Annotated in this window: 24 protein-coding genes; 7 read left to right on the top strand and 17 right to left on the bottom strand. The window is 66.6% G+C overall.

The window, feature by feature from the left end; all coding sequences use genetic code 11:
* Positions 1–61: 61 nt before the first annotated feature.
* Positions 62–547, top strand: coding sequence for a PA2169 family four-helix-bundle protein (locus QRN13_RS12185; RefSeq protein ID WP_039247171.1), 486 nt, complete (start codon positions 62–64; stop codon positions 545–547).
* A gap of 75 nt (positions 548–622) precedes the next feature.
* Here the strand turns inward: QRN13_RS12185 and rplS are convergent, their stop codons facing one another.
* The 3 genes from rplS to QRN13_RS12170 all read right to left on the bottom strand — a co-directional run bounded on the left by rplS (position 623) and on the right by QRN13_RS12170 (position 3,828).
* Positions 623–1,045: a 50S ribosomal protein L19 gene (gene rplS, locus QRN13_RS12180; protein WP_017505017.1), complete on the bottom strand. Its 423-nt coding sequence runs from the start codon at positions 1,043–1,045 to the stop codon at positions 623–625.
* Position 1,046: 1 nt separating this feature from the next.
* Positions 1,047–1,772, bottom strand: coding sequence for a tRNA (guanosine(37)-N1)-methyltransferase TrmD (gene trmD / locus QRN13_RS12175; RefSeq protein ID WP_284878103.1), 726 nt, complete (start codon positions 1,770–1,772; stop codon positions 1,047–1,049).
* 220 nt (positions 1,773–1,992) lie between these two features.
* Complete coding sequence (locus QRN13_RS12170) at positions 1,993–3,828, bottom strand: DUF885 domain-containing protein (RefSeq protein WP_284878102.1); 1,836 nt, start codon at positions 3,826–3,828, stop codon at positions 1,993–1,995.
* Between the two features lie 190 nt (positions 3,829–4,018).
* Between QRN13_RS12170 and QRN13_RS12165 the strand changes: the two genes are divergently transcribed.
* Positions 4,019–4,156 carry an entericidin A/B family lipoprotein gene (locus tag QRN13_RS12165; protein ID WP_039247129.1) on the top strand — a complete coding sequence of 46 codons (138 nt, stop codon included), beginning with the start codon at positions 4,019–4,021 and terminating at the stop codon, positions 4,154–4,156.
* Positions 4,157–4,261: 105 nt separating this feature from the next.
* Positions 4,262–4,654: a YidB family protein gene (locus tag QRN13_RS12160; protein ID WP_039247128.1), complete on the top strand. Its 393-nt coding sequence runs from the start codon at positions 4,262–4,264 to the stop codon at positions 4,652–4,654.
* Between the two features lie 4 nt (positions 4,655–4,658).
* Here the strand turns inward: QRN13_RS12160 and QRN13_RS12155 are convergent, their stop codons facing one another.
* From QRN13_RS12155 to trxA, 7 genes are all read right to left on the bottom strand, one after another.
* Positions 4,659–6,425 (bottom strand): AmpG family muropeptide MFS transporter, encoded by a 1,767-nt coding sequence (locus QRN13_RS12155; RefSeq protein ID WP_284878101.1) that lies wholly within the window; start codon positions 6,423–6,425, stop codon positions 4,659–4,661.
* A gap of 43 nt (positions 6,426–6,468) precedes the next feature.
* Positions 6,469–8,007, bottom strand: a complete 1,539-nt coding sequence (locus QRN13_RS12150; protein WP_284878100.1) for a response regulator — start codon at positions 8,005–8,007, stop codon at positions 6,469–6,471.
* 70 nt (positions 8,008–8,077) lie between these two features.
* Positions 8,078–9,694: a YifB family Mg chelatase-like AAA ATPase gene (locus QRN13_RS12145; protein ID WP_284878099.1), complete on the bottom strand. Its 1,617-nt coding sequence runs from the start codon at positions 9,692–9,694 to the stop codon at positions 8,078–8,080.
* Between the two features lie 60 nt (positions 9,695–9,754).
* A complete protein-coding gene (gene gshB, locus QRN13_RS12140; protein ID WP_284878098.1) occupies positions 9,755–10,711 on the bottom strand; it encodes a glutathione synthase in 957 nt (318 codons plus the stop codon).
* A 90-nt stretch (positions 10,712–10,801) separates the two neighbouring features.
* Positions 10,802–10,996 carry a Trm112 family protein gene (locus QRN13_RS12135; protein WP_017505027.1) on the bottom strand — a complete coding sequence of 65 codons (195 nt, stop codon included), beginning with the start codon at positions 10,994–10,996 and terminating at the stop codon, positions 10,802–10,804.
* Between the two features lie 25 nt (positions 10,997–11,021).
* Complete coding sequence (locus tag QRN13_RS12130; RefSeq protein ID WP_026108391.1) at positions 11,022–11,678, bottom strand: LON peptidase substrate-binding domain-containing protein; 657 nt, start codon at positions 11,676–11,678, stop codon at positions 11,022–11,024.
* 54 nt (positions 11,679–11,732) lie between these two features.
* A complete protein-coding gene (gene trxA / locus QRN13_RS12125) occupies positions 11,733–12,650 on the bottom strand; it encodes a thioredoxin (RefSeq protein ID WP_271042114.1) in 918 nt (305 codons plus the stop codon).
* A gap of 152 nt (positions 12,651–12,802) precedes the next feature.
* Here trxA and QRN13_RS12120 point away from each other — a divergent pair, with 152 nt between their 5' ends.
* Positions 12,803–13,465, top strand: coding sequence for a hypothetical protein (locus QRN13_RS12120; RefSeq protein ID WP_284878097.1), 663 nt, complete (start codon positions 12,803–12,805; stop codon positions 13,463–13,465).
* A 35-nt stretch (positions 13,466–13,500) separates the two neighbouring features.
* On the opposite strand, the gene QRN13_RS12115 is transcribed toward QRN13_RS12120, so the two are convergent.
* Positions 13,501–14,013 carry a prolyl-tRNA synthetase associated domain-containing protein gene (locus QRN13_RS12115; RefSeq protein ID WP_165114541.1) on the bottom strand — a complete coding sequence of 171 codons (513 nt, stop codon included), beginning with the start codon at positions 14,011–14,013 and terminating at the stop codon, positions 13,501–13,503.
* Positions 14,014–14,050: 37 nt separating this feature from the next.
* Here QRN13_RS12115 and QRN13_RS12110 point away from each other — a divergent pair, with 37 nt between their 5' ends.
* Positions 14,051–14,818: a DUF6065 family protein gene (locus tag QRN13_RS12110; protein WP_156146787.1), complete on the top strand. Its 768-nt coding sequence runs from the start codon at positions 14,051–14,053 to the stop codon at positions 14,816–14,818.
* Positions 14,819–14,861: 43 nt separating this feature from the next.
* Here QRN13_RS12110 and QRN13_RS12105 read toward each other — a convergent pair whose 3' ends face one another.
* From QRN13_RS12105 to QRN13_RS12080, 6 genes are all read right to left on the bottom strand, one after another.
* Positions 14,862–15,434 carry a CC0125/CC1285 family lipoprotein gene (locus QRN13_RS12105; RefSeq protein ID WP_026108394.1) on the bottom strand — a complete coding sequence of 191 codons (573 nt, stop codon included), beginning with the start codon at positions 15,432–15,434 and terminating at the stop codon, positions 14,862–14,864.
* A 99-nt stretch (positions 15,435–15,533) separates the two neighbouring features.
* Entirely contained in the window at positions 15,534–16,166 is a 633-nt protein-coding gene (locus QRN13_RS12100; protein WP_284878096.1) for a LysE family translocator, read from the bottom strand.
* Positions 16,167–16,362: 196 nt separating this feature from the next.
* Positions 16,363–16,983, bottom strand: coding sequence for a hypothetical protein (locus QRN13_RS12095; RefSeq protein WP_284878095.1), 621 nt, complete (start codon positions 16,981–16,983; stop codon positions 16,363–16,365).
* Between the two features lie 80 nt (positions 16,984–17,063).
* The gene (locus tag QRN13_RS12090) at positions 17,064–17,522 is read right to left on the bottom strand and encodes a hypothetical protein (RefSeq protein WP_284878094.1); all 459 of its coding nucleotides are present in this window, start codon (positions 17,520–17,522) and stop codon (positions 17,064–17,066) included.
* A 79-nt stretch (positions 17,523–17,601) separates the two neighbouring features.
* A complete protein-coding gene (locus QRN13_RS12085) occupies positions 17,602–18,375 on the bottom strand; it encodes a metallophosphoesterase family protein (RefSeq protein ID WP_284878093.1) in 774 nt (257 codons plus the stop codon).
* A gap of 13 nt (positions 18,376–18,388) precedes the next feature.
* Positions 18,389–19,177, bottom strand: a complete 789-nt coding sequence (locus QRN13_RS12080; protein WP_284878092.1) for a nucleotidyltransferase family protein — start codon at positions 19,175–19,177, stop codon at positions 18,389–18,391.
* Positions 19,178–19,294: 117 nt separating this feature from the next.
* On the opposite strand from QRN13_RS12080, the gene QRN13_RS12075 reads away from it, so the two are divergent.
* Both QRN13_RS12075 and QRN13_RS12070 read left to right on the top strand, forming a co-directional pair.
* Positions 19,295–21,433, top strand: a complete 2,139-nt coding sequence (locus QRN13_RS12075) for a response regulator (protein WP_284878091.1) — start codon at positions 19,295–19,297, stop codon at positions 21,431–21,433.
* Positions 21,434–21,606: 173 nt separating this feature from the next.
* On the top strand, positions 21,607–22,656 hold the full coding sequence (locus tag QRN13_RS12070; protein WP_066625135.1) for a ribonucleotide-diphosphate reductase subunit beta: 1,050 nt from the start codon (positions 21,607–21,609) through the stop codon (positions 22,654–22,656).

Here is a 22,656-nt window from a genome sequence, read left to right as displayed (position 1 = left end):
CAACCTTCGCCGCGCCGGACCATTTCGCCGTTTGACCGCAACAGCGGAAGGAATGGACGAGATGAGCAACCCCAACGCCCACGACATCAAGGTTCTGAACGGCCTGATCGAAACGACGCTGGACAGCGCCGACGGCTATCGTGAAGCCGCCGAACAGACGCAAGACCCGCACTACCGCACCCTGTTCGAGCGCCGCAGCAGCGAACGCCAGCAGGTCGTCGACGACCTGTCGGCCGCCGTGCGCGGTCTGGGCGGCGATCCGGAGTCCGATGGATCGATTCTGGCCAAGGCGCACCGCGCGTTTCTGGATGTGAAACACGCCCTGCTGCGTAACGACGATTCCGTCGTCGGCTCGATCAACTCGGGCGAGGGGTTCATCGCCAACAAATATGAAAAGGCGCTGGAAGACACGGGCATTTCCGCCACCACACGCGAGACGATCCGGCGCGCCTACGCTGCGGTGAAGACCGAGCATGAGCAGATGGAAGCCCTGAAACACAGCCTGGAAGGCCAGCGCGACGCGGCCAACCCCTTGTTCCCGCAGTAATCCCGGACTGACGGAATAGAAAAAGGCCCCGGTGTTTCCACCGGGGCCTTCGTCATTTGATCGTCTAGCCTGAAACTAGGCTTCTTCGGTCTTGGCGGCCGAACCGGTTTCCGGAACGACGACGCCCTTGGCGGGGCGGACCGTCTGGCGCTCAGCGATACGGGCCGACTTGCCGCGACGATCGCGCAGATAATAGAGCTTGGCGCGACGCACGACGCCGCGGCGCTTCACTTCGATCGACTCGATGTTCGGCGACAGGATGGGGAAGCGGCGCTCGACGCCTTCGCCGAACGAGATCTTGCGGACCGTGAAGGTTTCGCTGATGCCGCCGCCGTCACGGGCGATGCAGACGCCTTCGAAGGCCTGAACGCGCTCGCGCTCGCCTTCCTTGATCTTCACGTTGACGCGCAGGGTGTCGCCGGGCTGGAATTCCGGGATTTTGCGTTCGCCCAGGACGCGGGCTTTTTCTTCGGCGTCCAGCTGTTGAACGATGTTCATGTCATTTCTCCTCGGGCTTTGCGCCCTTTAGCTGTGAGTTGGCGAGATGTGCCTGCCAGAGGTCCGGCCGCCGCTCCCGCGTAGTCGTCGCCCGCTGCGCCTCGCGCCATCCCGCGATCTTCTTGTGATCGCCCGACAGCAGCACCTCGGGTATCTCAAGCCCCTCGAACGTCCGCGGTCGCGTGTACTGCGGGTGTTCCAAGAGCCCATCCTCGAAGCTTTCGGACGACAGGCTGTCGCCTGAGCCGAGCACGCCGGGGATCAGTCTTACGCACGCCTCGATCGCGACCATCGCCGCCGCCTCGCCGCCGGCGAGAACCGCGTCTCCGACCGAGACCTCCTCGAACCCGCGTGCGTCCAGCACCCGCTGATCCACCCCCTCGAAACGACCGCACAGCACGACGATCCCGTCGGCTTTCGACCATTCCTTGACGCGCGCCTGGGTCAGGGGTCGACCCCTGGCGCTCATGTACAAAAGCGGCCGTTTCGGTCCCGGCAGGCTATCCACCGCCCGGGCCACCACGTCCGCCTTCAGCACAGCTCCCGGGCCGCCACCCGCAGGGGTGTCGTCCAGGAAGCCGCGCGTATCTGTGGAAAAGGCGCGAATGTCAACCGTTTCCAGGCTCCACAAGCCCTTCTCGCGCCAGGCCGTGCCGATCAGCGACACCCCAAGCGGGCCCGGAAAAGCCTCGGGAAACATGGTCAGGACGGTTGCGGTAAAGGGCATGGCGGCGGCTCTTACACACAAAGTCGGAAAAATCCGACTCCAGACCTCTCCCTCCCCGCTCCGGGGAGGGTGGCTGAGCGCAGCGAAGCCGGGTGGGGGCGGCGAGGCGATGCTTTCGGCAATACCTTCCGAAATCAGCAAGTGCGTCTCTGCCGGGCCGCCCCCCCACCCTGTCGTTTCGCGACATCCCTCCCCGGCGCGGGGAGGGAGAAGGGCGTGCTTACACCAGCGGCGCCCCGCCGCCTGCCGCGATCCAGCTGTCCACCTGATCCTCCAGCACGTCCAACGGCACCGAGCCAGAGCCCAGTACGACCGCGTGGAAGTCGTTGATGTCGAACCGGTCGCCCAACGCCGTCCTGGCCCGGTCGCGCAGTTCCTCGATCTTCAGCTCGCCGATCTTGTAGCTGGTCGCTTGGCCGGGGTTGGTGATGTAGCGCTCGACCTCCTTTTCGATGTCGCGCTCTGACAGCAGGGAGTTCTGGCGGAAATAGTCCATCGCCTGTTCGCGGCTCCAGCGCTTGGCGTGCAGGCCGGTGTCGGTCACCAGACGCACCGCGCGCCACAGCTCGGTCGAGAGCCGGCCGAAATCGGAATAGGGGTCCTGATAGAAGCCCATCTCCTTGCCCAACTGCTCGGCGTACAGCCCCCACCCTTCCGCATAGGCGCCGTAGCCGCCGAACCGGCGGAAGCGCGGCAGGCCCTCGATCTCCTGCGCATAGGCGATCTGGAAATGGTGGCCCGGCGCGCCCTCGTGATAGCTGATGCCCTCGATCTGGGGCTTCAGCACCTGGGTCATGTCCGACAGATTGACGTAGTAGATGCCCGGCCGCGAGCCGTCCGGCGCGGGCGAGTTGTAGAAGGCGATCGAGGCCGTCGCCTCGCGGAACGGCTCCACCGCCCGCACCTCCAGCGCCGCCTTGGGCAGGGTCGAGAACCACTGCGGCGCCGCCGCCATCACCTGGGCGATGAAGCCGCGCGCGTCGGTCAGATACTGCTCCTTGCCCTCGGGCGTGTTCGGATACTGGAACCGAGGATCCGTCTTCAGGAAGGTGAAGAACGCCTGCAGCGAGCCGGTGAAGCCGACCTGGGTCTTGATGGTCTCCATCTCGGCCTGGATGCGGGCGACCTCGGCCAGACCGATCTGATGGATCTGGTCGGCGGTCAGGTCGGTGGTGGTCGAGAGCTGGAGCCGGGCGTTGTAATAGGCCTCGCCCTGCGGCAGGCGCCACACGCCCGCATCGCTATCGGCTTTGGGCTGCACCTCGGCCAGGGCCGTCAGCACGGTCTCGAACCCGGCCTTGTAGGGTCCGGTCAGCGCCGCGCGGCCTTCCGACAACAGCCGGTCCTTCGTCGCCTGATCCGTCTCCAGCGCCGCAACCTTTTTGTTGAGGTCGGCCCAGACAGGATTGTCCGCGCCATCGTCGAACGGCGCGCCAGTGATGACGTTGCGGGTGTTGGCGATGGACGGGGCGAAGACGAAGCGTGGCGAGACGACGCCCGCCGCCGCGCGCTGACGCAGTTCGTCGGCCACCTGATCCATCTGTGCCTCGGCGGCCTTGATCCGCGCGACATAGGCCTCAGCGTCTGCCACGCTGGAGACCCGGTGATTGTTGATCAGAAAGACCGGCAGGCTGGTCGTCGGATTGCCGTTGGCGGCGAACTGAAAGCCCCAGTCGCGCCACTGGTTCGATAGCCGAGCCTGCTGGACGCCATATTCGAACATCCGCCACGACAGCGCCGCCTGCGGCCCCAGCTTCTGCGGATCGAACTGGGCCTTCATCTGCGCCAGCTGCGCCTCCTGAAGCGCCAGGGCCCGGTCGGCGGCGGCGTCCGACACGTCGTCCAGCTTGTCGTAGTCGGTCTTGATGCCCAGCGACGTCATCTGCTGCGGGCTCAGCGCGATCCGCGCCTGGAAGGCCTGCTCAAAGAAGGCGTTCAGCCGCGCGTCCTCGCTTTCGGCCGCGGCTGTCTGTGCGGGGACGGAGGTTTGCGCCAGCGCGGGCGCGGCGGACAGTACCGCCATCATGGCGGCGGACGAGATCAGAAGACGACGCATGAACAACCCCTCGTGAAACAGGGGCGCACCTTCGGGGCCGCGTGCGCGCGGCGCAAGCGATCAATGCCACCGCCGTTGCGGCGATCCGACACATCGAAAGCAAAATTTTCGATACGGCGTCGCTTGATGCAACCCAAGTTCAGGGTCGGCGTTTCGACGAAACTTGACCATACCAACAAGGGTTCACACCATGCGCAAGATCATCACCCTGTCCATCGTCGCCGCCGCTCTGGCCGTGTCGGCCTGCAACACGATCGCCGGCGCCGGCCGCGACGTCTCGGCCGCCGGTTCGGCTGTCACGCAAGGCGCCAACGACGCCAAGAACTAAGGCTTTTCGAAAGCCGATGTTGGAAAGGCCCGCCGGATCCCGGCGGGCCTTTCTCGTATCCGTCGCATGACGGTGTTACGGTGCGCCATCATTCGGGAGACGGCGATGGGCTTTCTGGACAATGTGGTGAAGGGTCTCGGCGACGACGCCGCAGGCGGTCTGAGCGACCTGCTCAAGGGGCAGGGCGGCGTCGGCGGCCTGGCGGAAAAGTTCGGTCAGGCGGGTTTGGGCGATGTGATCGGCTCCTGGGTCGGCACGGGGCCGAACGCCAATATCTCGCCTGAGCAGATCACGGCCGTCCTGGGCCACGGCCCCATCGCCGACATCGCCGCCAAGATGGGCGTGACCCCCGAACAGGCTGGCGAGACCCTGGCCGGTCTTCTGCCCGAAGCCATCGACCGCTTGACCCCCGGCGGTCAGATCGACGGCGCCGACGACCTGCTTGGCAAACTGCCGGGTGGCCTGGGCGACATGATCGGCGGTTTCCTGAAGCGCTGAAGCCTCAGGACGGCTGGCCTTCGGTCGCCGCGATCGCAGCTTCCTCTTCCATCGCGGCCTTCTGGCGCGCCTGCAAGGCGGTCTGCTTGCTGGCCACGATGAAGGCCAGAACGATGGCGAAAATGCCGATGATCGTCGAATAGAGGAAGAAGACGACGTACCCCGCGCCCAGCGCCGCCGGCGTCACGCCGCTCGTCGCCGCTCCCGCCGCCAAGGACCCTTCGGGCAATCGCGCGAACAGCGGCCGCAGACCGGCGAACGGTCCTGTCCCCTCCGCAGCCCGCGCCGACGCCTCGACGATCCGGCCAGACTGCGATGCGATAAGCTTGCCCGGGAGCGCATAGAGCGAACTGAACAGGGCGTATTGCGTCGCGGTGAAACCAATCGACGTCAGGCTGGACATATAGGCGATCAGGGCTGTGCCGGCGTAGCCTGTGGCGACATTGTCCACCCCGATGGCGACGGTCAGAGCCGGCACGCTGGGGCCCTGGGTCGCCAGCCAAGCGAAGACCAGGTTCGACACCGGGCTCATGAAGGCGCCGATCACCATGGTGCGGATCAGGCCCAGCTTGGCCACCGACCAGCCGCCGACGAAGACGCCCAGGGTGGTCATGACCACGCCAAACACCTTTCGCACCTCGGCCAGTTCGGTCTTCGAGAACCCAAGATCCAGATAGAAGGGGTTCATGATGTTCAGCACGAAATCCGCCAGGCGATAGACGCAGATCAGCGCCAGGATCAGCGTGGCGACCCCCGCGAACCGCTTGTAAAAATCCACTACGGGTTCGCCGAACGACCCTGCCAGATAGGCTCCGGGCCGAGTTTTGACCCCGGGCACGGGCCAACACGCCAGCACCATCACCGCCAGGCCAAGGAAGACCAGACCGACCTGCAGATAGACGCCCTCGGGCTTGGCCGAGAGGGCTGCGGCCACAGCCGCCTTGCCGTCCACGCCGAGGCCGAACAATCCAAACAGCGCATTCAGCGGGCCCGACTGGCCGGTCAGGCCCGACCCCAGCACCATCGCCGCCACACCGATAACGGCCAGGCGCACGATCCATTCGATCACCTCGAAGCCAGGGCGAGACGGCACGTCACCGACCGGGATGGCGCGGATGGAATGAGCCTTTTCCCGCGGGGCGAACAGAACGCCGGCGATGCCGAAGCCCATCAGAGCGGCCATCACGGCGTAGGACAGGTTCCAGTTATAGAGATCAGCCAGGACCAGCGGCACGGCGCCGGCGACGATCATGGCGACCCGGTAGCCCATCTGATAAGCGGCGGCCATGGCGCCGTGCCGGCTGTCGTCGGCGGCCTCGATCCTCCAGGCGTCGATGACGATGTCCTGCGTCGCCCCGAAGAAGCCGACCAGGGCGGCGAATCCAGCCACCGCGATCAGGGCGTTGGCCGGGTTCAGCGTCGAGATCGACCACAGGCCGAACACGATTACGGCCTGCGTCACCAGCATCCAGGCGCGGCGATGACCCAACAGCCGCGTCAGTCCGGGCACGGACGTCCGGTCGATCAGCGGCGCCCAAACGAACTTCAGCGAATAGGACAGGGTGGCCAGGGCGAAGAAGCCGATCACTTCGAGCGTCTGGCCGCTCTCGCGCAGCCAGGCGGACAAGGTGTCGAAGATCAGCAGGTTCGGCAGGCCCGCCGAAAAGCCCAGCAACAGCATGATGAAGACGCGCCGCTCGCCATAGACGGCGAGGCCGCCGAAACGGCCGGCGGGCTTGCCGTTGGCGGGGGGGTGGGCTTGGTCGGTCATGCACGGCTCCGGCGCGGCGGCCGGAAACGCGGGCGCCTGTAACTCAGCCGACCTTGGCGCGGATGTCGCGCTTCGTCCAGCGGGCGAGCGCGGCGCGCAGGGCCTCGGCGTCCAGCGGCTTGACGATATGGTCGTCCATGCCGGCTTCCAGACAGGCCCGGCGGTCCTCGGCGAAGGCGTTGGCGGTCAGGGCCAGGATCGGCGTCGTGTCGCCCGCCGCGCGGATGGCGCGGGCGGCGGCGGGGCCGTCCATGCCGGGCATCCGCATGTCCATGAAGACTACGTCGTATCGCGCGCGTTTCAGCGCCGCGACGGCTTCGTCGCCGGTGGCGGCCGTCTCGACGGTGCACCCCTCGCGGCGCAACAGGGTTCGGGCCAAAAGCGCGCCGACGGGATTGTCCTCGGCCAGCAGGACGCGGATTCCGGCGAACTGAACCGGGGCGACGCGGTCGTCTTCGATCGGGGCGGCGCAGTGGGCGCTGGCCTTGTCCGGCGCCTCGGCGCCTATGGCGGCCAGGACGCGCTCGGCCAGGGAAGCGCGACGCAAGGGCTTGATCAGATAGCCGTGGAAGCCAACGGCCCGATAGCGAGCGATCAGATCGCGCTCGGCAGGTTTCAACAGGACGATGCCGCGACCGCTCGAAGGCAGGGCCGCCAGCGCGCCCGCCGGGGCGTCGGCGTGATCGACCAGGGTCACCGGGGCCGTATCCGCCACGACGCCGCCCGAGGCCTCGATCTGGGCGCGAGCCGCTGACAGGACGAAGGGATCGACGGCGCGCACCGCGACCGTTTGGCCTCGCAACGGCTTGTCGCGCGCCACCGCGACGGCGGCGAAGGCGGCCTCGAAGCGGAAGCGGGCGCCCCCGCCGGTTGCGGCGCCGTCGGGCCGGCTTTCGACCTTCACCGAGCCGTCCATGGCGGCGGCCAGCTTACGCACGACGGCCAGACCCAGACCCGCGCCATCCTGGCGGACCGCGTCGGAACTGTCGGCGTGGCCGAATTCCTCGAAGATCCGTGTACGCGCCTCGGGCGCGACGCCGGGGCCGGTGTCGTCGACCAGGAAGGCAAGGCGCGGGCGCGCCGCGCTGCCGCCGACGCGCTCGACCGAAATGCGCACGCCGCCGGTTTCGGTGAACTTCACGGCGTTGCCCGCCAGGTTGAAAAGCACCTGACGCAGCCGGCCTTCGTCCGCCAGCACGTCGGGCGCGTCGGCGGCGACCGACCAGACGATCTCCAACCCCTTGTCGTGGGCGCGCGGGCTCAGCAACTCGGCGACGCCGCGCACCAGACCTTCCAGGTCGACGGGCGCCAGATCGAACTCCAGCGCCCCGGCTTCCAGCCGGGCGTAGTCCAGCAGGTCGTTGACCAGACCCAGCAGATGTTCGGCCGACTGGCGCGCGTTCTCGGCATAGGCGCGCTGGGCGCCGTCCAGCCGGGTCCGCTGCAACAGGTTGATCATGCCGATGACGCCGTTCAGCGGTGTGCGCATCTCGTGACTCATCAGCCGCAGGAACTGCTGAGCGGGGTCGATAGGCGCGCTCGTCCGCTCCTCGATCCGCTTCGTCGCCGTCCGTCGCGTCATGGCCGTCTCCCCAACAGGACAGAGCCTAAAGGTCGACGGTTAAGGATGTCTCCACCATGACACGGGCACCTCACGCGTGAAGGAAGGGCGTCTGCTCGTCATCGCCCTCGCGCAGGCCGAAGCCGTCATGGCGCTGCGCCACGCGGCGGTCGAAGTCGGCTTCGGCGCCGATGGTGGTGCGGCGGTAGATCAGGGCCTCGGCGATGTGGCGACGCAGAACGCCGGTGCTGCCATCCAGGTCGGCGATGGTGCGCGCCAGGCGTAGGGTGCGGGTCCAGCCGCGCGCGGTCAGGCCGCCGGCCTCGCCCGCCCGCATCAGCAGCATCCGGCCCGCCTCGTCCGGCGTGGCGAACCGATCCAGCGTGCCGCCGGAGGCGCGGGCGTTCAGGCCTTGGGCGGCGTCCAGCCCGGCCTCGCGCACCCGGTCCTCCTGCATGGCGCGAGCGGTCGCCACGCGCGCCCGCGCCTCGGCCGTGCCCTCGGCGGGCGGGGGCAGGGCCATGTCGGCGGCGGTGACGGGCGGCGTCTCGACCGTCAGGTCGATGCGGTCGAACATCGGACCCGAGACGCGGTTCTGATAGTCGCGCTGGCAGCGCGGCGCCTTGCCGCACGCCCCGCGTCCGGCCCCGCCCATGCCGCAGCGGCACGGGTTCATCGCCGCCACCAACTGGAACCGCGCGGGATAGCGAATGTGGGCGTTGGCGCGGGCGACGACGATCTCGCCCGTCTCCAGCGGCGTCCGCAGCGAGTCCAAGGCCTGGGCGCTGTATTCCGGCAGTTCGTCCAGAAACAGCACGCCGTTGTGCGCCAGCGAGGCCTCGCCGGGCTTGGCGCGAAGACCCCCGCCGGTCAGGGCCGCCATTGAGGCGGAATGGTGCGGGCTGCGGAACGGGCGATCGCGGGTCAGGGCGCCGCGTTCGATCAGGCCGGCGACCGACCAGACCATCGAGGTCTCCAGCAACTCTTGCGAGGTAAGAGGCGGCAAAAGGCCCGGCAGGCGCTGCGCCATCATCGACTTTCCCGACCCTGGCGGGCCGATGAAGAGCAGGTTGTGGCCGCCGGCCGCCGCGATCTCCAGCGCGCGCTTGGCACTTTCCTGACCCTTGACCTCGCGCAGGTCGGGCACGGCCTTGCCCTCCGCCAGCGGTCCGGGCTCGGGCGCGCGCAGAACCTGGGTTCCCTTGAAATGGTTGACCAGGCTGATCAGCGAGCGCGGCGCGAGGATGCGGGCGCCGCCGGCCCAGGCCGCCTCCGATCCCGTCGCTTCGGGGCAGATCAGACCCAGGCCCATGGCGTCTGCGGCGACGGCGGCGGGCAGGGCGCCGCCGACCCGCGCGATCTGGCCGTCCAGCCCCAGCTCGCCGATGGCGGCCCAGCCGTCGAGCGCATCGGGCGCGATCACCCCCATGGCCGCCATCAGGGCCAGGGCGATGGGCAGGTCGAAATGGCTGCCTTCCTTGGGCAGGTCGGCCGGCGCCAGGTTGGCGATGATCCGCTTGGCGGGCAGGGCCAGACCGATGCCGGCGAAGGCCCCGCGCACCCGCTCCTTGCTTTCGGCCACCGCCTTGTCCGGCAGGCCCACGATGTTGAAGATGGTCGGCCCGTCATTGCCGATCAACTGGACCTCGACGTCCACGCGCCGGGCCTCGACCCCGTCAAAGGCGACCGTGACAACCCGCGCGACCATGTTGTCCTCCCACCTGAGCGCGAGAACGAACCATGAACTGAAATCTAATTCAAGTAGCGATTACGCAACCTGTGCGGCGCGTTTGGCCTCGATGGCGTCCCACATCAGAGCCGTGGCGTCGATGCCGGTGAAGGCCTTCAACTGCTGGGCGCCGGTGGGGGAGGTGACGTTGATCTCGGTCAGATAGTCGCCGATCACGTCGATGCCGACGAAGATCAGGCCGCGTTCCCTCAGCGTCGGGCCGATGGCGGCGCAGATTTCCAGGTCGCGCGGCGTCAGCTCGACCGGCATGGCCGTGCCGCCGACATGCAGGTTCGAGCGCACCGCGCCCGCCGCCGGGACACGGTTGATGGCGCCGACGGGTTTTCCATCGATCAGCAGGATGCGCTTGTCGCCTTTGGAGACGGCGGGAATGAACTTCTGGATCACCAGAGGATCGCGGCTGCCCGCGGCATGGATCTCGATCAGGGCGTCCAGGTTCGGATCATCGGCGCGCAGCTTGATGACGCCGGAGCCGCCATTGCCGTGCAGGGGCTTCAGCACCACATCGCCATGCTTCTTGTGGAAGGCGTCCAGGGCGACAGGGTCGGCCGAGATCAGGGTCGGCGGCTGCAGGCCGGGGAAGGCGGTGACCATCAGCTTTTCGGGGGCCGAACGCACCTGGGCCGGGTCGTTGACCACCAGGGTCCGGGGATGCACCGTCTCCAGCAGATAGGTGGCGGTCACATAGGCCATATCGAACGGCGGATCCTGGCGCATCAGGATCACGTCCACGTCCTTGGCCAGATCCAGCTTTTCCCAGTCGCCGAAGTCGACATGGTTGCCGACCTCGCGCCGCACGGTGATCGGGCGGGCGCGGCAGAAGAGGCGGCCCTCTTCCAGCGCCAGGGTGCGGAAGTCATAGACCCACTGTTTGTGACCGCGCGCCTGAGCCGTTTCGGCCATCAGGAAGGTGGTGTCCCCGGCGATGTCGACGGCCTCGATCGGGTCCATCTGGATGGCGACTCTGAGGGTCATTGTTCTTGGGCCTATCGCGCGTCGCGCTACTTGAGGCCGTTGAGCGCGCGGCGCTCCGGGCCAGTGGATGTTCGGTGTCGGTGCGGCGGCTCAGTCGATCTGACGCGCTTCTTCGGCCAGCATGATCGGAACGCCCTCGCGGATCGGATAGGCCAGCTTGGCGCCCGCCGAGATCAACTCGTTGGCGTCGCGGTCGTAGGTCAGTTTGCCCCGCGTGACGGGGCAGACCAGCACCTCCAACAGGCGGGGATCGACGGACACGGGCGTATTGAAGGCGTCACTCATGGCGGGTTCCTGAAAGCGTAGCCGCTTATTGCATGGACGGCGCAGCATCGTCACCGCCGTCGGCGGCGTCGATGCGCATCAGGGCTGTCAGAGCCTCGGCGCGGGGCATCAGGCCCATGGCCTCCAGCAGAGCCTGCTTCTCGGCGGGTTCGAACGGCAGGGCCATCGACAGGCTGTTGACCAGGGCCTCCATCGGCGCGGTCTCGGCCGTCTCCCAATCGATGTCCAGCAGCCGGTGAGCCATATAGGCGCGCAGGGCGTCGAGGAAGGCGTCCCTGTCGAAGTCCGGCTCCTCAGGCGGGGAGACGAGATCGTCCTCATAGGCCTCGAACGCCGCGCGAACCTGGCGGTAGGGGGTCTTGGACGGCATCTCGGCGGCGATGCGGAAACGCGACACGCCGGTCAGGGTGATCAGATAGCGCCCGTCGGAAGTCTCGGCGAAACTGGTGATCCGACCTGCGCAGCCGACCGGCGACAGGCCGGGCAGGGCCGGCGTGCCGCCCTTGGGCTGGACCAAGCCGATGATCCGGTCCCCGGCCATGGCGTCGTCCACCATGTTCAGATAGCGCGGCTCGAAGATATTCAGCGGCAGCTGTCCGCGCGGCAGCAGGATGGTGCCGCCCAGCGGGAACACCGGGATCACCTGGGGCAGGTCGAGGGCGCGGACATAGCCTTGAGGCATCACTTCTCCTTGGCCTATCGCCTTTCGGGCGACTTGAGGCCGGTGGTTTCGCGCTTACGAAAACAGAATGGACGACAGGCGGCGACGGCCATCCTTGGACACGTCCGAGGTCAGGCCCGCCGCCTCGAAGATGACCAGCAGCTGTTTGCGGGCCGCCTGATCGTTCCACTCACGGTCGGCCTGGATGATGGCCAGCAGATTGTCGACCGCGCCCTTGAAGTCGCCGGCCGCGCTCTGGGCCTCGGCCAAATCAAAGCGCGCCTGATGATCGTTCGGATCGGCGGCGACCTTGGCCTCAAGTCCGGCCGAGGCGCCGGCCAAATCGCCGGTGGGCGCCTTGGACGCCAGGGCCAGTTGGGCGCGCACGCTCTGGACCGTCGGCTCCTTGGAATCCTGCGGCGCCATGGCGATGGTCTGGGCCGCCTGTTCCGGGTCGCCGCCCGCCAGATAGACCCGCGCCATGCCGGCGATGGCCTTCTCGTTCTCAGGCTCGATCGACAGGACGTGGGCGAAGGCCTGGGCCGCGCCGCCGAAGTCGTTCAGGCCCAGCGATTCCTCGCCCAGCTCCAGCAGCTGCGCCGTCTCGGTCGAGCCGCCCTGACCGCCGGTCAGCTTGTCGATGAAGGCCTTGATCTGACTGTCGGGAATGGCGCCTTGGAAGCCATCGACCGGCTGGCCGTTGACGAAGGCGTAGACGGTCGGGATCGACTGCACCCGCAGCTGGCCCGCATAGGCCGGGTTGGCGTCCACATCGATCTTGACCATCTTCACCGCCCCCTTGGCGGCGCGCACGGCCTTCTCCAGCGCCGGACCTAGGGTCCGGCACGGCCCGCACCAGGTGGCCCAGAAGTCGACGATGACCGGCTGATGTTTTGACGCCTCGATCACGTCGGTCATGAAGGAGGCGTCCGTGCCTTCCTTGATCAGGTCGCCGGCGGCGTCGGGGGTCAGGGTCGGGTCGAGCAGGGTCATGGGCGAGGTCCGCGCAGAGATCGGTCAGGTTCAACGGTTCAGATGGCGTCGGGATGCGTCGGCATCAAGCCGGGAAAAGGTCGCGCCGGGATTTCAGACAGTGGTCATGAAAAACACCGTCTAATTCGTCTAATTCGTCTGAATTCTCCGCTGTGCGTCGTCATTTCGACCGTGATCCTCGAGATGGGGCGGCGGCGCAGATCGTCAAGCGAGCGTTGGTAGTGTCTGTGAGGATAGAAAGTGGATATCGGGATGCTATTGTTTTCCGCAGGCAAAACCTTGAGGGCGTCGTGGCCAAAATCAGTCGGATTGCGGCGAGCAGACTAGGCTTAGGTCTGCTCGGAGTGCTCTGGCTCACGGGGTGCCAATCCGATGACCGTCGTCCTTCTTTGATCGGTTACTGGTATGCTGTTGAGGTCGATGGCGCGCCAGCAATCGGGTCTCGTGTAGAGATGAGGCTGCCGGATTTGAACTCGGATACCATGAAAGCCTCGACGTATAGACTGTCCATCGGTTGTGAAGACTGGGGACGCCTCGATCAGAGCCGCAGTGTTTTGATCAGCGACGCGCTAGATCCTTTTGGCAAGTCGCCGCAAGCGCAATGTGATCTGCGTGATCCGGCGCGTTTGGATGTGCTGCGACAGATGACGCACGAAGGGGTTTTTATCACAGTAGACCCGATGACACTTAAGGCAGTGCTTTCCACGAAATCGGGACGAACCGCTCGCTTCGATTTTATGGACATGACGCCTGTCGATCGAAGGCGGAAAAGGATCGAACCCCAAGCCATAAGTTCTGCGACGAGACTGAATTAGGAAGTCCAAATTCAGATTGAAAAGCGGTCTCTTAGTCAGACCATCGCTTCGAAATCCACCACGACCGGCTCCCGCCCCAGCAGCGCCAGCACTCGCCGGAACGCCGTCTGATCCAGCGCGGTGGTCGCCGTATTGGTCAGGGGGTGGAAGTTGACGATGTCGGCCCCCCACAGGCGCTGGTCCAGCACGAAGGTCACGCGGCGGTCGATGTCGTTGATCAGGCCCAGCGCCGTGACCGAGCCGGGGCGGACGCCCAGCGTTTCCCACATCAGCGTCTCGTTGCCGAACGACAAGCGGCCCGACCCCATGACGGCGGCGGCGCGCTTCAGGTCGATCACCGTGTCCTGACGCGCCGAGATCAGCCACAGCCGGCCTTTGTGGTCCTTGAGGAACAGGTTCTTGGTGTGGGCGCCGGGCAGGTCGGCCTTGAGGTCCAGCCCTTCCTCGACCCGAAAGACGGCCGGGTGGTCGTGGGTCGCGTGATCCACGCCGTTCGCCTTCAGCCAGACGGTCAGGGTCTCGCGGTCGAAAGCGGGTGCGTCAGTCATGGTTGAGCCGTCGGGTTTCGGGCGTTAGGAAATGGTCATGGTCGATACCGTCAACACGCGCCCGCTGGAACTGGAATGCTATCCGATGACGGCCCGGCCGCCGGACCTGGTGCCCGGCCGCCAGTCGCGCAACTGGATGGACGCCTTCATCAGCCGCCACCCCTATCGCTGCCTGCCGCTGAACATGGCCAACACGACGGGATGGGAGATCCTGTGCCCGTTCGGCTTCTCGGCCGAGTGGAACGGCGGGCCGCGCCAGGAAGACATCGTCATCACGCCGGATCGGCCCCAGCACGATCTGGCCCATTTCGTCACCTCGCACTTCTCGCGCGGGGTGCTGACCATGCATCCGCAATATCTGTTCCGCACGCCGCCCGGCTGGGGGATGATGTGCTCTGGGTCGCCCAACCATGTGAAGGACGGCATCCAACCGTTGGTCGGGCTGATCGAGACGGACTGGCTGCCCTTCCCCTTCACGATGAACTGGATATTCACCCGGCCGGGACGGATCACGTTTGAGAAGGGCGAACCCTTCTGCTTCATCAATCTGATCGAGCACAAGAAGGTCGAACAGTTCCAGCCGATCATCCGCACGCTGGAATCCAACCCGGTGATGAAGGGTCAGTTCGAGGCCTGGAACCGCGCCCGCACCGACTTCAACCAGCGTCTGGCCGGCGGCGATCCGGATGCGGCCAAGGAGGCTTGGCAGCGCTACTATTTCAAGGGCGAGGTGCCGGAAGATCTCGGCACGGCGCCGGCGACCCACTCCAACAAGCGCCGGCTGAAGTCGCCGCGGGTGGGATGAAAGAAAAAGCCCCTCTCCACGCCGTGGAGAGGGGCTTTCAGCATCAGGCCGCCGGGCGGGTGACCTGCGGACCCAGGTTCTGAATCACCTCGCGGGCGTCGAAGGCGTTGGGGTCGTTGGCGGGTTTGGGGCCACGACCCAGGACGATTTCGGCATTGGCCTCGAAGCGGTCGACCTGGCGGACGTCGAAGTCGTTGACGCCCCACGGGCCGTAACGGTCCCACGGGCTCCAGAAGCCGCTGCGATAGTAGCGCCACGACGGACCCCAGTAGGGGCTGTAGAAGCGGTTATAGCCCGAATAGAACGGATCGGGCGTGCCGACGAAGCGGGTGTCGCGGTCGGTGGCGCGGTTGACGGTGGAGAACCAGTCGTAGCCGCTCTCGACCGTCAGTTCGGCCGAACGCAGCAGCAGCGACTGTTCGACCTGTTCGCGCGACGTCAGCGAATTGCCCGAGAAGCTGACCCGGAAACGATTGTTCTCCAGGCGCTGCTCGGCATAGCCGCCACGCTGGCCGTTGAAGCCTGCGGGTTGATACGGGGTGGCGGTGGCGCAGGCCGCCAGAGCCAGACCGGCGGCGACGGTCACCGCCAGGGTCTTCAGGGGGAGGGTTTTCATGACATCAAACTCCTTGATCGCCCATTCGGGCGCTCTGACGGCTGAACGGAGCATGAACGAAGGCGTTCCCGACCACTGTATGACGAAGCGTCGCGGCGTCTAGAGCCTCATTACGATCAGTACGGCGGCGACCATCAGCAGCAGGCCGACGAAGACGCCGAAGCCCTTTCGAAAGCGTGGTTGCTGCATGCGTTGCGACAAGGCGGCGCCGGACAGGGCATAGGTGCTCATCGACACCATATCCATGCCGATGGCCGCCACGGCGAACATCGCCATCTGCGGCGCGACCGGCCGGTTCACGTCGATGAAGGGCGGCAGGACGGCGGTGAAGAAGAGGATAGCCTTGGGGTTTGCGATCTGGACGGCGAACCCGTCGATCAGGGCGCTGCGGCCTTTCTTGACGACGACCTCGTCGGGATCGGCGGCGGTGGCGAAGGCGCCGCGCAGCGCCTTGATCCCCAGCCAGGAGACGTAGAGGGCGCCCAGCACGGCGATGACCTTGAAGGCGGCGGGGAAGGCCTTGACCAGGGCGCCCAGACCCAGGGCCGCCGCGCCGAACCACACCAGGGTCGCGGCGTTCATGCCCAAGACGCCGATCAGGGCCGAGGCGCGGCCCTTTTCAACGCCGGTGGCGACGGCGAACAGATTGGCGGGGCCGGGCGTGATCGCCATCACCGCCATGACGCCGAGGAAGGTCGAATAGAGGTGCGGATCGACGGGCAGGGCGGGCATGCGGCGCGATGTCGCTGCTTAGTCGGGCGCGGTCAAGGCGCTCTGTCTCCTGCCCGCGTCGCGGGGAGGTGGCGCGGCGCATCTTGCGCCGTGACAGAGGGGTTCTTCATCCATTCATCGGCGTCCGTAGGGATCAAAGAGCCCCTCCACCGCAGCGCGGTCCCCCTCCCCATTTCATGGGGAGGAGACGCGGATGTTAGGTGGCCGGGCGCGCGGGCGGCGCCGGCGGTTCGGGGGCTTCCGGGGCCTCGGGCGCCTCGGGAACCTCGGCGGCCGCTTCGTCCTCGACGACGGCGTCGGCGGCCTGGTCCAGGGCGTATTGGGCGACCAGGCTGTAGGTCTCCATCTGCTCGGGCGTCGGATTGGTCCAGGCGCTGTTGCGGGCGATGCCTTCTGCGGTGACGACGCCCTTCTGCATCCCCTCTTCCATCGCCTGTTTGACCTCGGGGTCGTTCAGGGCGTCGGCGACGATGGCGTCGACATCGATATCCTTGAGCGCCTGGGCCGCCATTTCGGTGGCGTGTTTCGTGGTCTCGGCGGTGAAGGCGGCGACATCGGGCGCATAGTCCGACCACAGGGCGGCGATGCGACGACCGCGTTCGGCCTCGCTCAGGCTCTCGTCTTCGGAAATCGCCTCGGCGCGTTCGCCAAAGGTCTCCATGCGCGCTTCGAAGGCCTCGGCGGCGGCTTCCATGCGGGCTTCGGCGGCTTCAGCGGAAGCCGGAGCCGGCGTGGGCGCAGGCGCGGGGGTCTGCGCCAGGGCTGAGGAGAGGGGCGCGAGCGCCAGGGCGGCGGTCAGGCTGAGCAGGCGGATCATGGGACGGCTCCCGTTGAATGACCCGCGCAAACTCCGCCCTCCGCCGCCCCGTCTCAAGTGAAATCGCGGTAAGGCTCGGCTTACTGCGGTTCGGCCGAGGCTGCGGCGGCGGGCGCAGCGGCGGCGTCGATCTTGCCTCGGACATCGGCAGGGATGCCCTTGATCTGCTGGATCGCAGGCGCGAGTTGTTCGGGCGTCGCCTGGCCGCTGCTGACGGCGAACGTCTGGACATCTTCGGCGAAGGCGTCGACCTGGGGCTGATATTTGGCTTGGATGGCGTCCAGGTCCGCCTTGGCCTTGGTCTTGTCGGCCTGGGCTGCGGCGGCCTGCATCTCACTGGCCATCGTTTCCATCACCTGGCCGAAGGCTTCCGCCTTGGCCTCGAAGGCGGCTTCCTCGGGACTGTCCGCCTCTTCGGCCGGTTCAGGCGCCGGAGCGGCCTGCGGCGCAGGCGCAGGGGCGGCGGCCTGACCGGCGGCGAAGGCGGGGGTGGTCAGGGCCAGGACGGCGACGGCCGCGACGGAAGACAAAAGGCGCATCGGAAACTCCACGACGGGCCGCCTTGCGGCCCCGAACGAGGCTGCATCCCAGCCCCGGCCGCACCCTCCTACAGTCCGATCAGATTTCAAAGACCCGATAAGGCTTGTCGCCCAGGGTCTTCAGCACCGGCAGGGCGACATTATAGACAGGCGTGCCCCTGGTGGTGCGTCCCTCCGGCCCGCCGCGATGGGCGTGACCGTGCACGACCAGGCGAACATTGTCATAGCGGTCGATGGTCTCGGCCAGACGCGACGAACCCAGGAAGGCGTGGATTTCGGGCGGCTCGCCCATCACCGTCTCGACCACGGGCGCATAGTGCAGCAGCACGACGGAGCGTTCGGTGCGCAGCATGCGGATCGAGTTCTCGATGAGATTGGCGTCCTCGACCGCCTCCTGCACGAAACGCTTGATCGAGGCCTCGCCGAACGAGGAAAGCATATAGCGGCCGAAGCCGCCGACGAACCCCTTGCCGCCCGCAAAGCCGACGCCCTCGATCTCATAGGCCTCGCCGGTCAGCATCTTGACCCCGGCGTCGGTCAGCATCTTGGTGACGACCTCGGGCTGGCCGCACTCGTGCTCGTGATTGCCCAGCACGCCGACCATCGGAATCTTGCAGAGCTTGAGATCCTCAAGCAGCCGCTCGACCTCGGGCGTCTTGCCGTAATTGGTCAGGTCGCCGCACAGGCAAAGGACATCGGCGTCGTCCGACACCCGCTCGAACAGGTCGCGATAGCGATGCTCGGTGGTCTCGCCGACATGAAGGTCGCCGACGGCGGCGACGCGCAGCGCCTTGGCGGGGGCGGGCTCCAGGCCGGGGTGGGTCGTCTGGGGATCGGGGACGGCGTCGGTCATGGCGGCTTACCTTTCAGTGGCCCAAGTTGACGGGGTCGTGGCGTTCCTCCAGCCCCTTGCCGACGACATCGCCAAAGCCCCATTCGGCGACGTCGGCGAGATAGTCGCGCGGGCTGAACAGCCGGCCGCGACAGACCTTCACGCGCGGCGCCGGCAGATCGATCTGGGCCGTCAGTCGCTGGACCAGTTCTTCCATCAGCCAGCGCGGAATCCGGTCGCGCTCGGTCGGATAGGCGAAGCGGAAGTTCAGCAGATGCGCCGCCAGCACCTCCCAATACAGGTCCATCTGGTCCAGCAGGCTCTTCCAGTCGATGGCGTCCGACTGCTTCAGGATGACGTGGTTCACATCGGCCCCGTCATAGCGGTAGCGGTCCTGAATGAAGACCTTGGACAGGATCAGCGCCGTGGGCGGGGTGATCTGGACCTGATGGCCATAGACGGTGATCCGGTCCTCGCTGAACCAGCTGTCGGACACGGCGATGGTGCCGTTGGACATGGCGAAGATGACGTCGAAGAAGTGTTTCTCGTCCTTCCAGACCTTGGCGATCCAGCGCTCGTCCTCGACGTCGGTGCGGTAGCCGTGCTTCTGGAAGAAGGCCAGGATGCGGGGGTAGTCGCCGGGCTTGCAGAAGACGTCCAGATCCTTGGTCGGACGCCGGATGCCGGTATAGGCCGTGACCGCATAGGTGCCCGACAACAGGAAGGGAATGCCGCTTTCCTTGAGCAGGCGCAGGCTCTCTTCATAGAAGGCCAGGGCGTCCGCCGGCGGCTCGAAGGTCGGTTCGGCGATCACGTCTGACATTGGCTGGGGCCCTTCGCTGGCAAGGGCGAGTAAACGGCGACGCTGAACGGCGGTTCCGCAATCCTACTTAGGTGGGCCGCTACGGGATCCTTAACCCCTGCGTGTCATCGTTACGTCATGGGACTGAAGTGGGTGAACGCAGAAGGCGGGCGCTGGCGGTTTTTCCGTCACGAGGCCGGCCGCGCGGCTGGGCCGTCGCCCTACGCCTATGTGGCCTTGTTCGCCCTGTGCCTGTCGGTCGCCCAGTGGAGCATGCATGCCTTCGGCGCCACGGTTCTGTGGCCGGCCAATGCGGTGCTTCTGGCCGCCGTCCTTCAGCTTCATCGTCGCCAGGCCATCGGCGTCATGCTCGCCTGCGCCGCGATCAACCTCGCCAGCAACATCGTGCGCGGTGACCCCGGCGTGATGATGTTCACCAATGTCGCCCTGAACCTGACCCAGGTTTGCGTCGCCGCCGTGCTGGCGCGCCGTTTTTGCGGGGCCGCGCTGGATATGCGCCGGCCCTGGCGTCTGTTCCGTTTCGCCGTCTTCGCCGCCGTGCCGGCGGTCTTGATCAGCACCCTGCTGGCGGGCGCGGTCGCGGTGCTGATGAGTTGGAAGGTGCCGGGCACGCTGGTGTTCCGGATGCACCACCTGTTCGACATGGAGCTGCTGGCGATGATGATCGTCACGCCGTCCCTGTTGCTGCTGGCGCGCAACCATCGTTTCAGGGACGACGCCCAGGCCACGATGACGGAGGCGGCCGCCCTGCTGGTTCTGGTCGGCGGCGTCACGCTGTGGGTGTTTGCCCAGTCGTCGGCGCCGGTGATGTTCGCGGTGCTTCCGCCGCTGATTCTTCTGGCCTTCCGGCTCGGTCCGCCGAGCACCGCCTGCGCGGTGGTGCTAGTCGCGGCCATCGGCGGCGCCGCCACGCTGGGCGGCCATGGGCCGGTCGTGCTGACCCGCCTGCCGCCCGATCCGGTTCTCGCCGCCTTGCCTGAGGTGATGCGCCAGATGAACGTGTTTCATCTGTTCCTGCTGTGCGTCGTCGGGTCTGTCTTGCCCATCACCACCCTGTCGACCGAGCGTCGACGGCTGACGGCGCGTCTGCGGGCGCGGACGGCGGCGGCGCTGGACGCCCTGGCGCGGGCCAAGCGCGCCGACGAGGCGAAGTCGCGCTTCCTGGCCTTGATGAGCCATGAGATGCGCACGCCCCTGACGGGGGTGACCGGCTATGCCGACCTGTTGTCGCGCTCCACCAGTCTGGACGCCGAGGGCCATCGCCAGGTCAATGCGGTGCGCCAGTGCGGCGAATCCATGCTGCGTCTGGTCGAGGACTTGCTGGAGATTTCGCGCGGAGGCGACGAGGTCGTGCTGAAGCCCGCCGATCTGCGCGCCTTGATCCAGGAAGCCGTGGCGCCGGCGCGCGAGTGGGCTGAGATCCGCGACCTGACGTTCGATCTGCACATTGCGCCGGAGGCCGACGGCTGGGTGCTGACCGACATGCGGCGGCTTCGCCAGATTCTGCATCATCTGACTCTGAACGCCTCGAAATTCACCTCGCACGGGGGCGTGGGCGTCATGGTCGATCGGACCGATGACCGGCTGCGGATCGCCGTGTCGGACACCGGCTGCGGCATGGACGCCGAGACCCTGGCGGGCGTGTTCCGCCTGTTCGAACAGGCGGACGCCTCCACCAGCCGCGCGCATGAGGGGGCGGGCGTTGGCCTGGCCCTGGCCAAGAGCCACGCCGAGCGGCTGAACGGAACGATCGCCGTTGAAAGTGTGCAGTGGCAGGGCTCGACCTTCACCGTGGAGATCGAGGCGCCGGTCGTGATTCCGGTGGAGACGGAGAGCGGCGCGCCGCTGGACAGCCGTCGCATGAAGGTTCTGATCGTCGACGACCACCCTGCCAATCGCGATCTGCTGCGCATCATGCTGCAGGCCGCCGACTGCGACACCGCCGAGGCCTGCGACGGGCGCGAGGCGGTGAACGCCGCCTCGGCCGAAGCTTTCGACCTGATCCTGATGGATGTGCGCATGCCGGTGATGGATGGCTTAGCCGCCACTCGCGCGATCCGCGCCCTGGCCGATCCCGCCAGCCGGACGCCGATCCTGGCGGTTACCGCCGAGGCCATGCCCGAAGACGCCGCACGGTGCCTGTCCGCCGGCATGGACGGTCATCTGGCCAAACCGGTGACCCAGGCCAAGCTTTATGCCGCCATCGACGAGACGCTGAGCGCCGCTGCGTCGCGACTGCACGCCCAAGCCGCCTGAGCCGTCGGGCGCGGCTTCATCCCCAGGCCCGTCCCCAGGAATGTGCGGCACGGACACAACATCTAGCGGTCGCGATAAATTGTGATCGCAACATAGACCTATTTTGACTTGGCGCCGACGTCTTCAAATCGCATGGTGAACGCGTCTTCAGAATCGCCCTCAGGTCCAGTTCGATGAACGCCATCACTCCGATCATCCTCCCCGAGCGCGCCGGTCTTCTGACCCCGTCGGCCGCCTACAAGCCGTTCCGCTATCCGTGGGCGTTCGACATGTGGAAGAAGCAGCAGCAGGTCCACTGGATGCCCGAGGAGGTGCCGCTGGGCGAGGACGTGAAGGACTGGGCCTCGACCCTGAACGACGGCGAACGCAACCTGCTGACCCAGATCTTCCGCTTCTTCACCCAGGCGGACATCGAGGTTCAGGACAACTACATGGAACGCTACGGTCGGGTGTTCAAACCGACCGAGGTGAAGATGATGCTGGCCGCCTTCGGCAATATGGAGACGATCCATATCGCGGCCTACGCCCTGCTGCTCGAGACCATCGGCATGCCCGAGAGCGAGTTCGGCGCCTTCATGGAATACGAGGCCATGCGGGACAAGCACGACTACATGGGCCAGTTCGGCGTGGATTCCGACGCCGACATCTGCCGGACCCTGGCCATGTTCGGCGGCTTCTCGGAAGGCGTTCAGCTGTTCGCGTCCTTCGCCATGCTGATGAACTTCCCGCGCCAGAACAAGATGAAGGGCATGGGCCAGATCGTGTCCTGGTCGGTGCGCGACGAGAGCCTGCACTGCGAAGGCATCATCAAGCTGTACCACGCCTTCAACAAGGAGACGGGCGCCGTCACCAAGTCGGTCGCGGACGACATCGTCGACTGCTGCAAGACGGTGGTGAACATGGAGGACAAGTTCATCGACCTGGCCTTCGAGATGGGCTCGGTCCAGGGCATGACACCGGACGACATCAAACAATACATCCGCTTCATCGCCGACTGGCGCCTGCGTCAGTTGAAGCTGCCGGAAGTCTATGGGGTGACGGAAAACCCGCTGCCCTGGCTGCAGTCGCTGCTCAGCGGCGTCGAACACGCCAACTTCTTCGAGGCCCGCGCCACCGAATATTCCAAGGCGGCGACGCAAGGAAACTGGCACGGCGCCGACGGCGTCTGGACCGAGTTCGACCGCATGATGGCGCGCCGCGACATGAGCTTGGTCGCGGGCTGA

This window comes from Brevundimonas sp. MEB006b (genome assembly GCF_030209705.1).
Lineage (GTDB): Bacteria > Pseudomonadota > Alphaproteobacteria > Caulobacterales > Caulobacteraceae > Brevundimonas.
The sequence above is the reverse complement of the archived record's forward strand: the minus strand, read 5'-3'. Positions and strand labels throughout refer to the sequence as shown.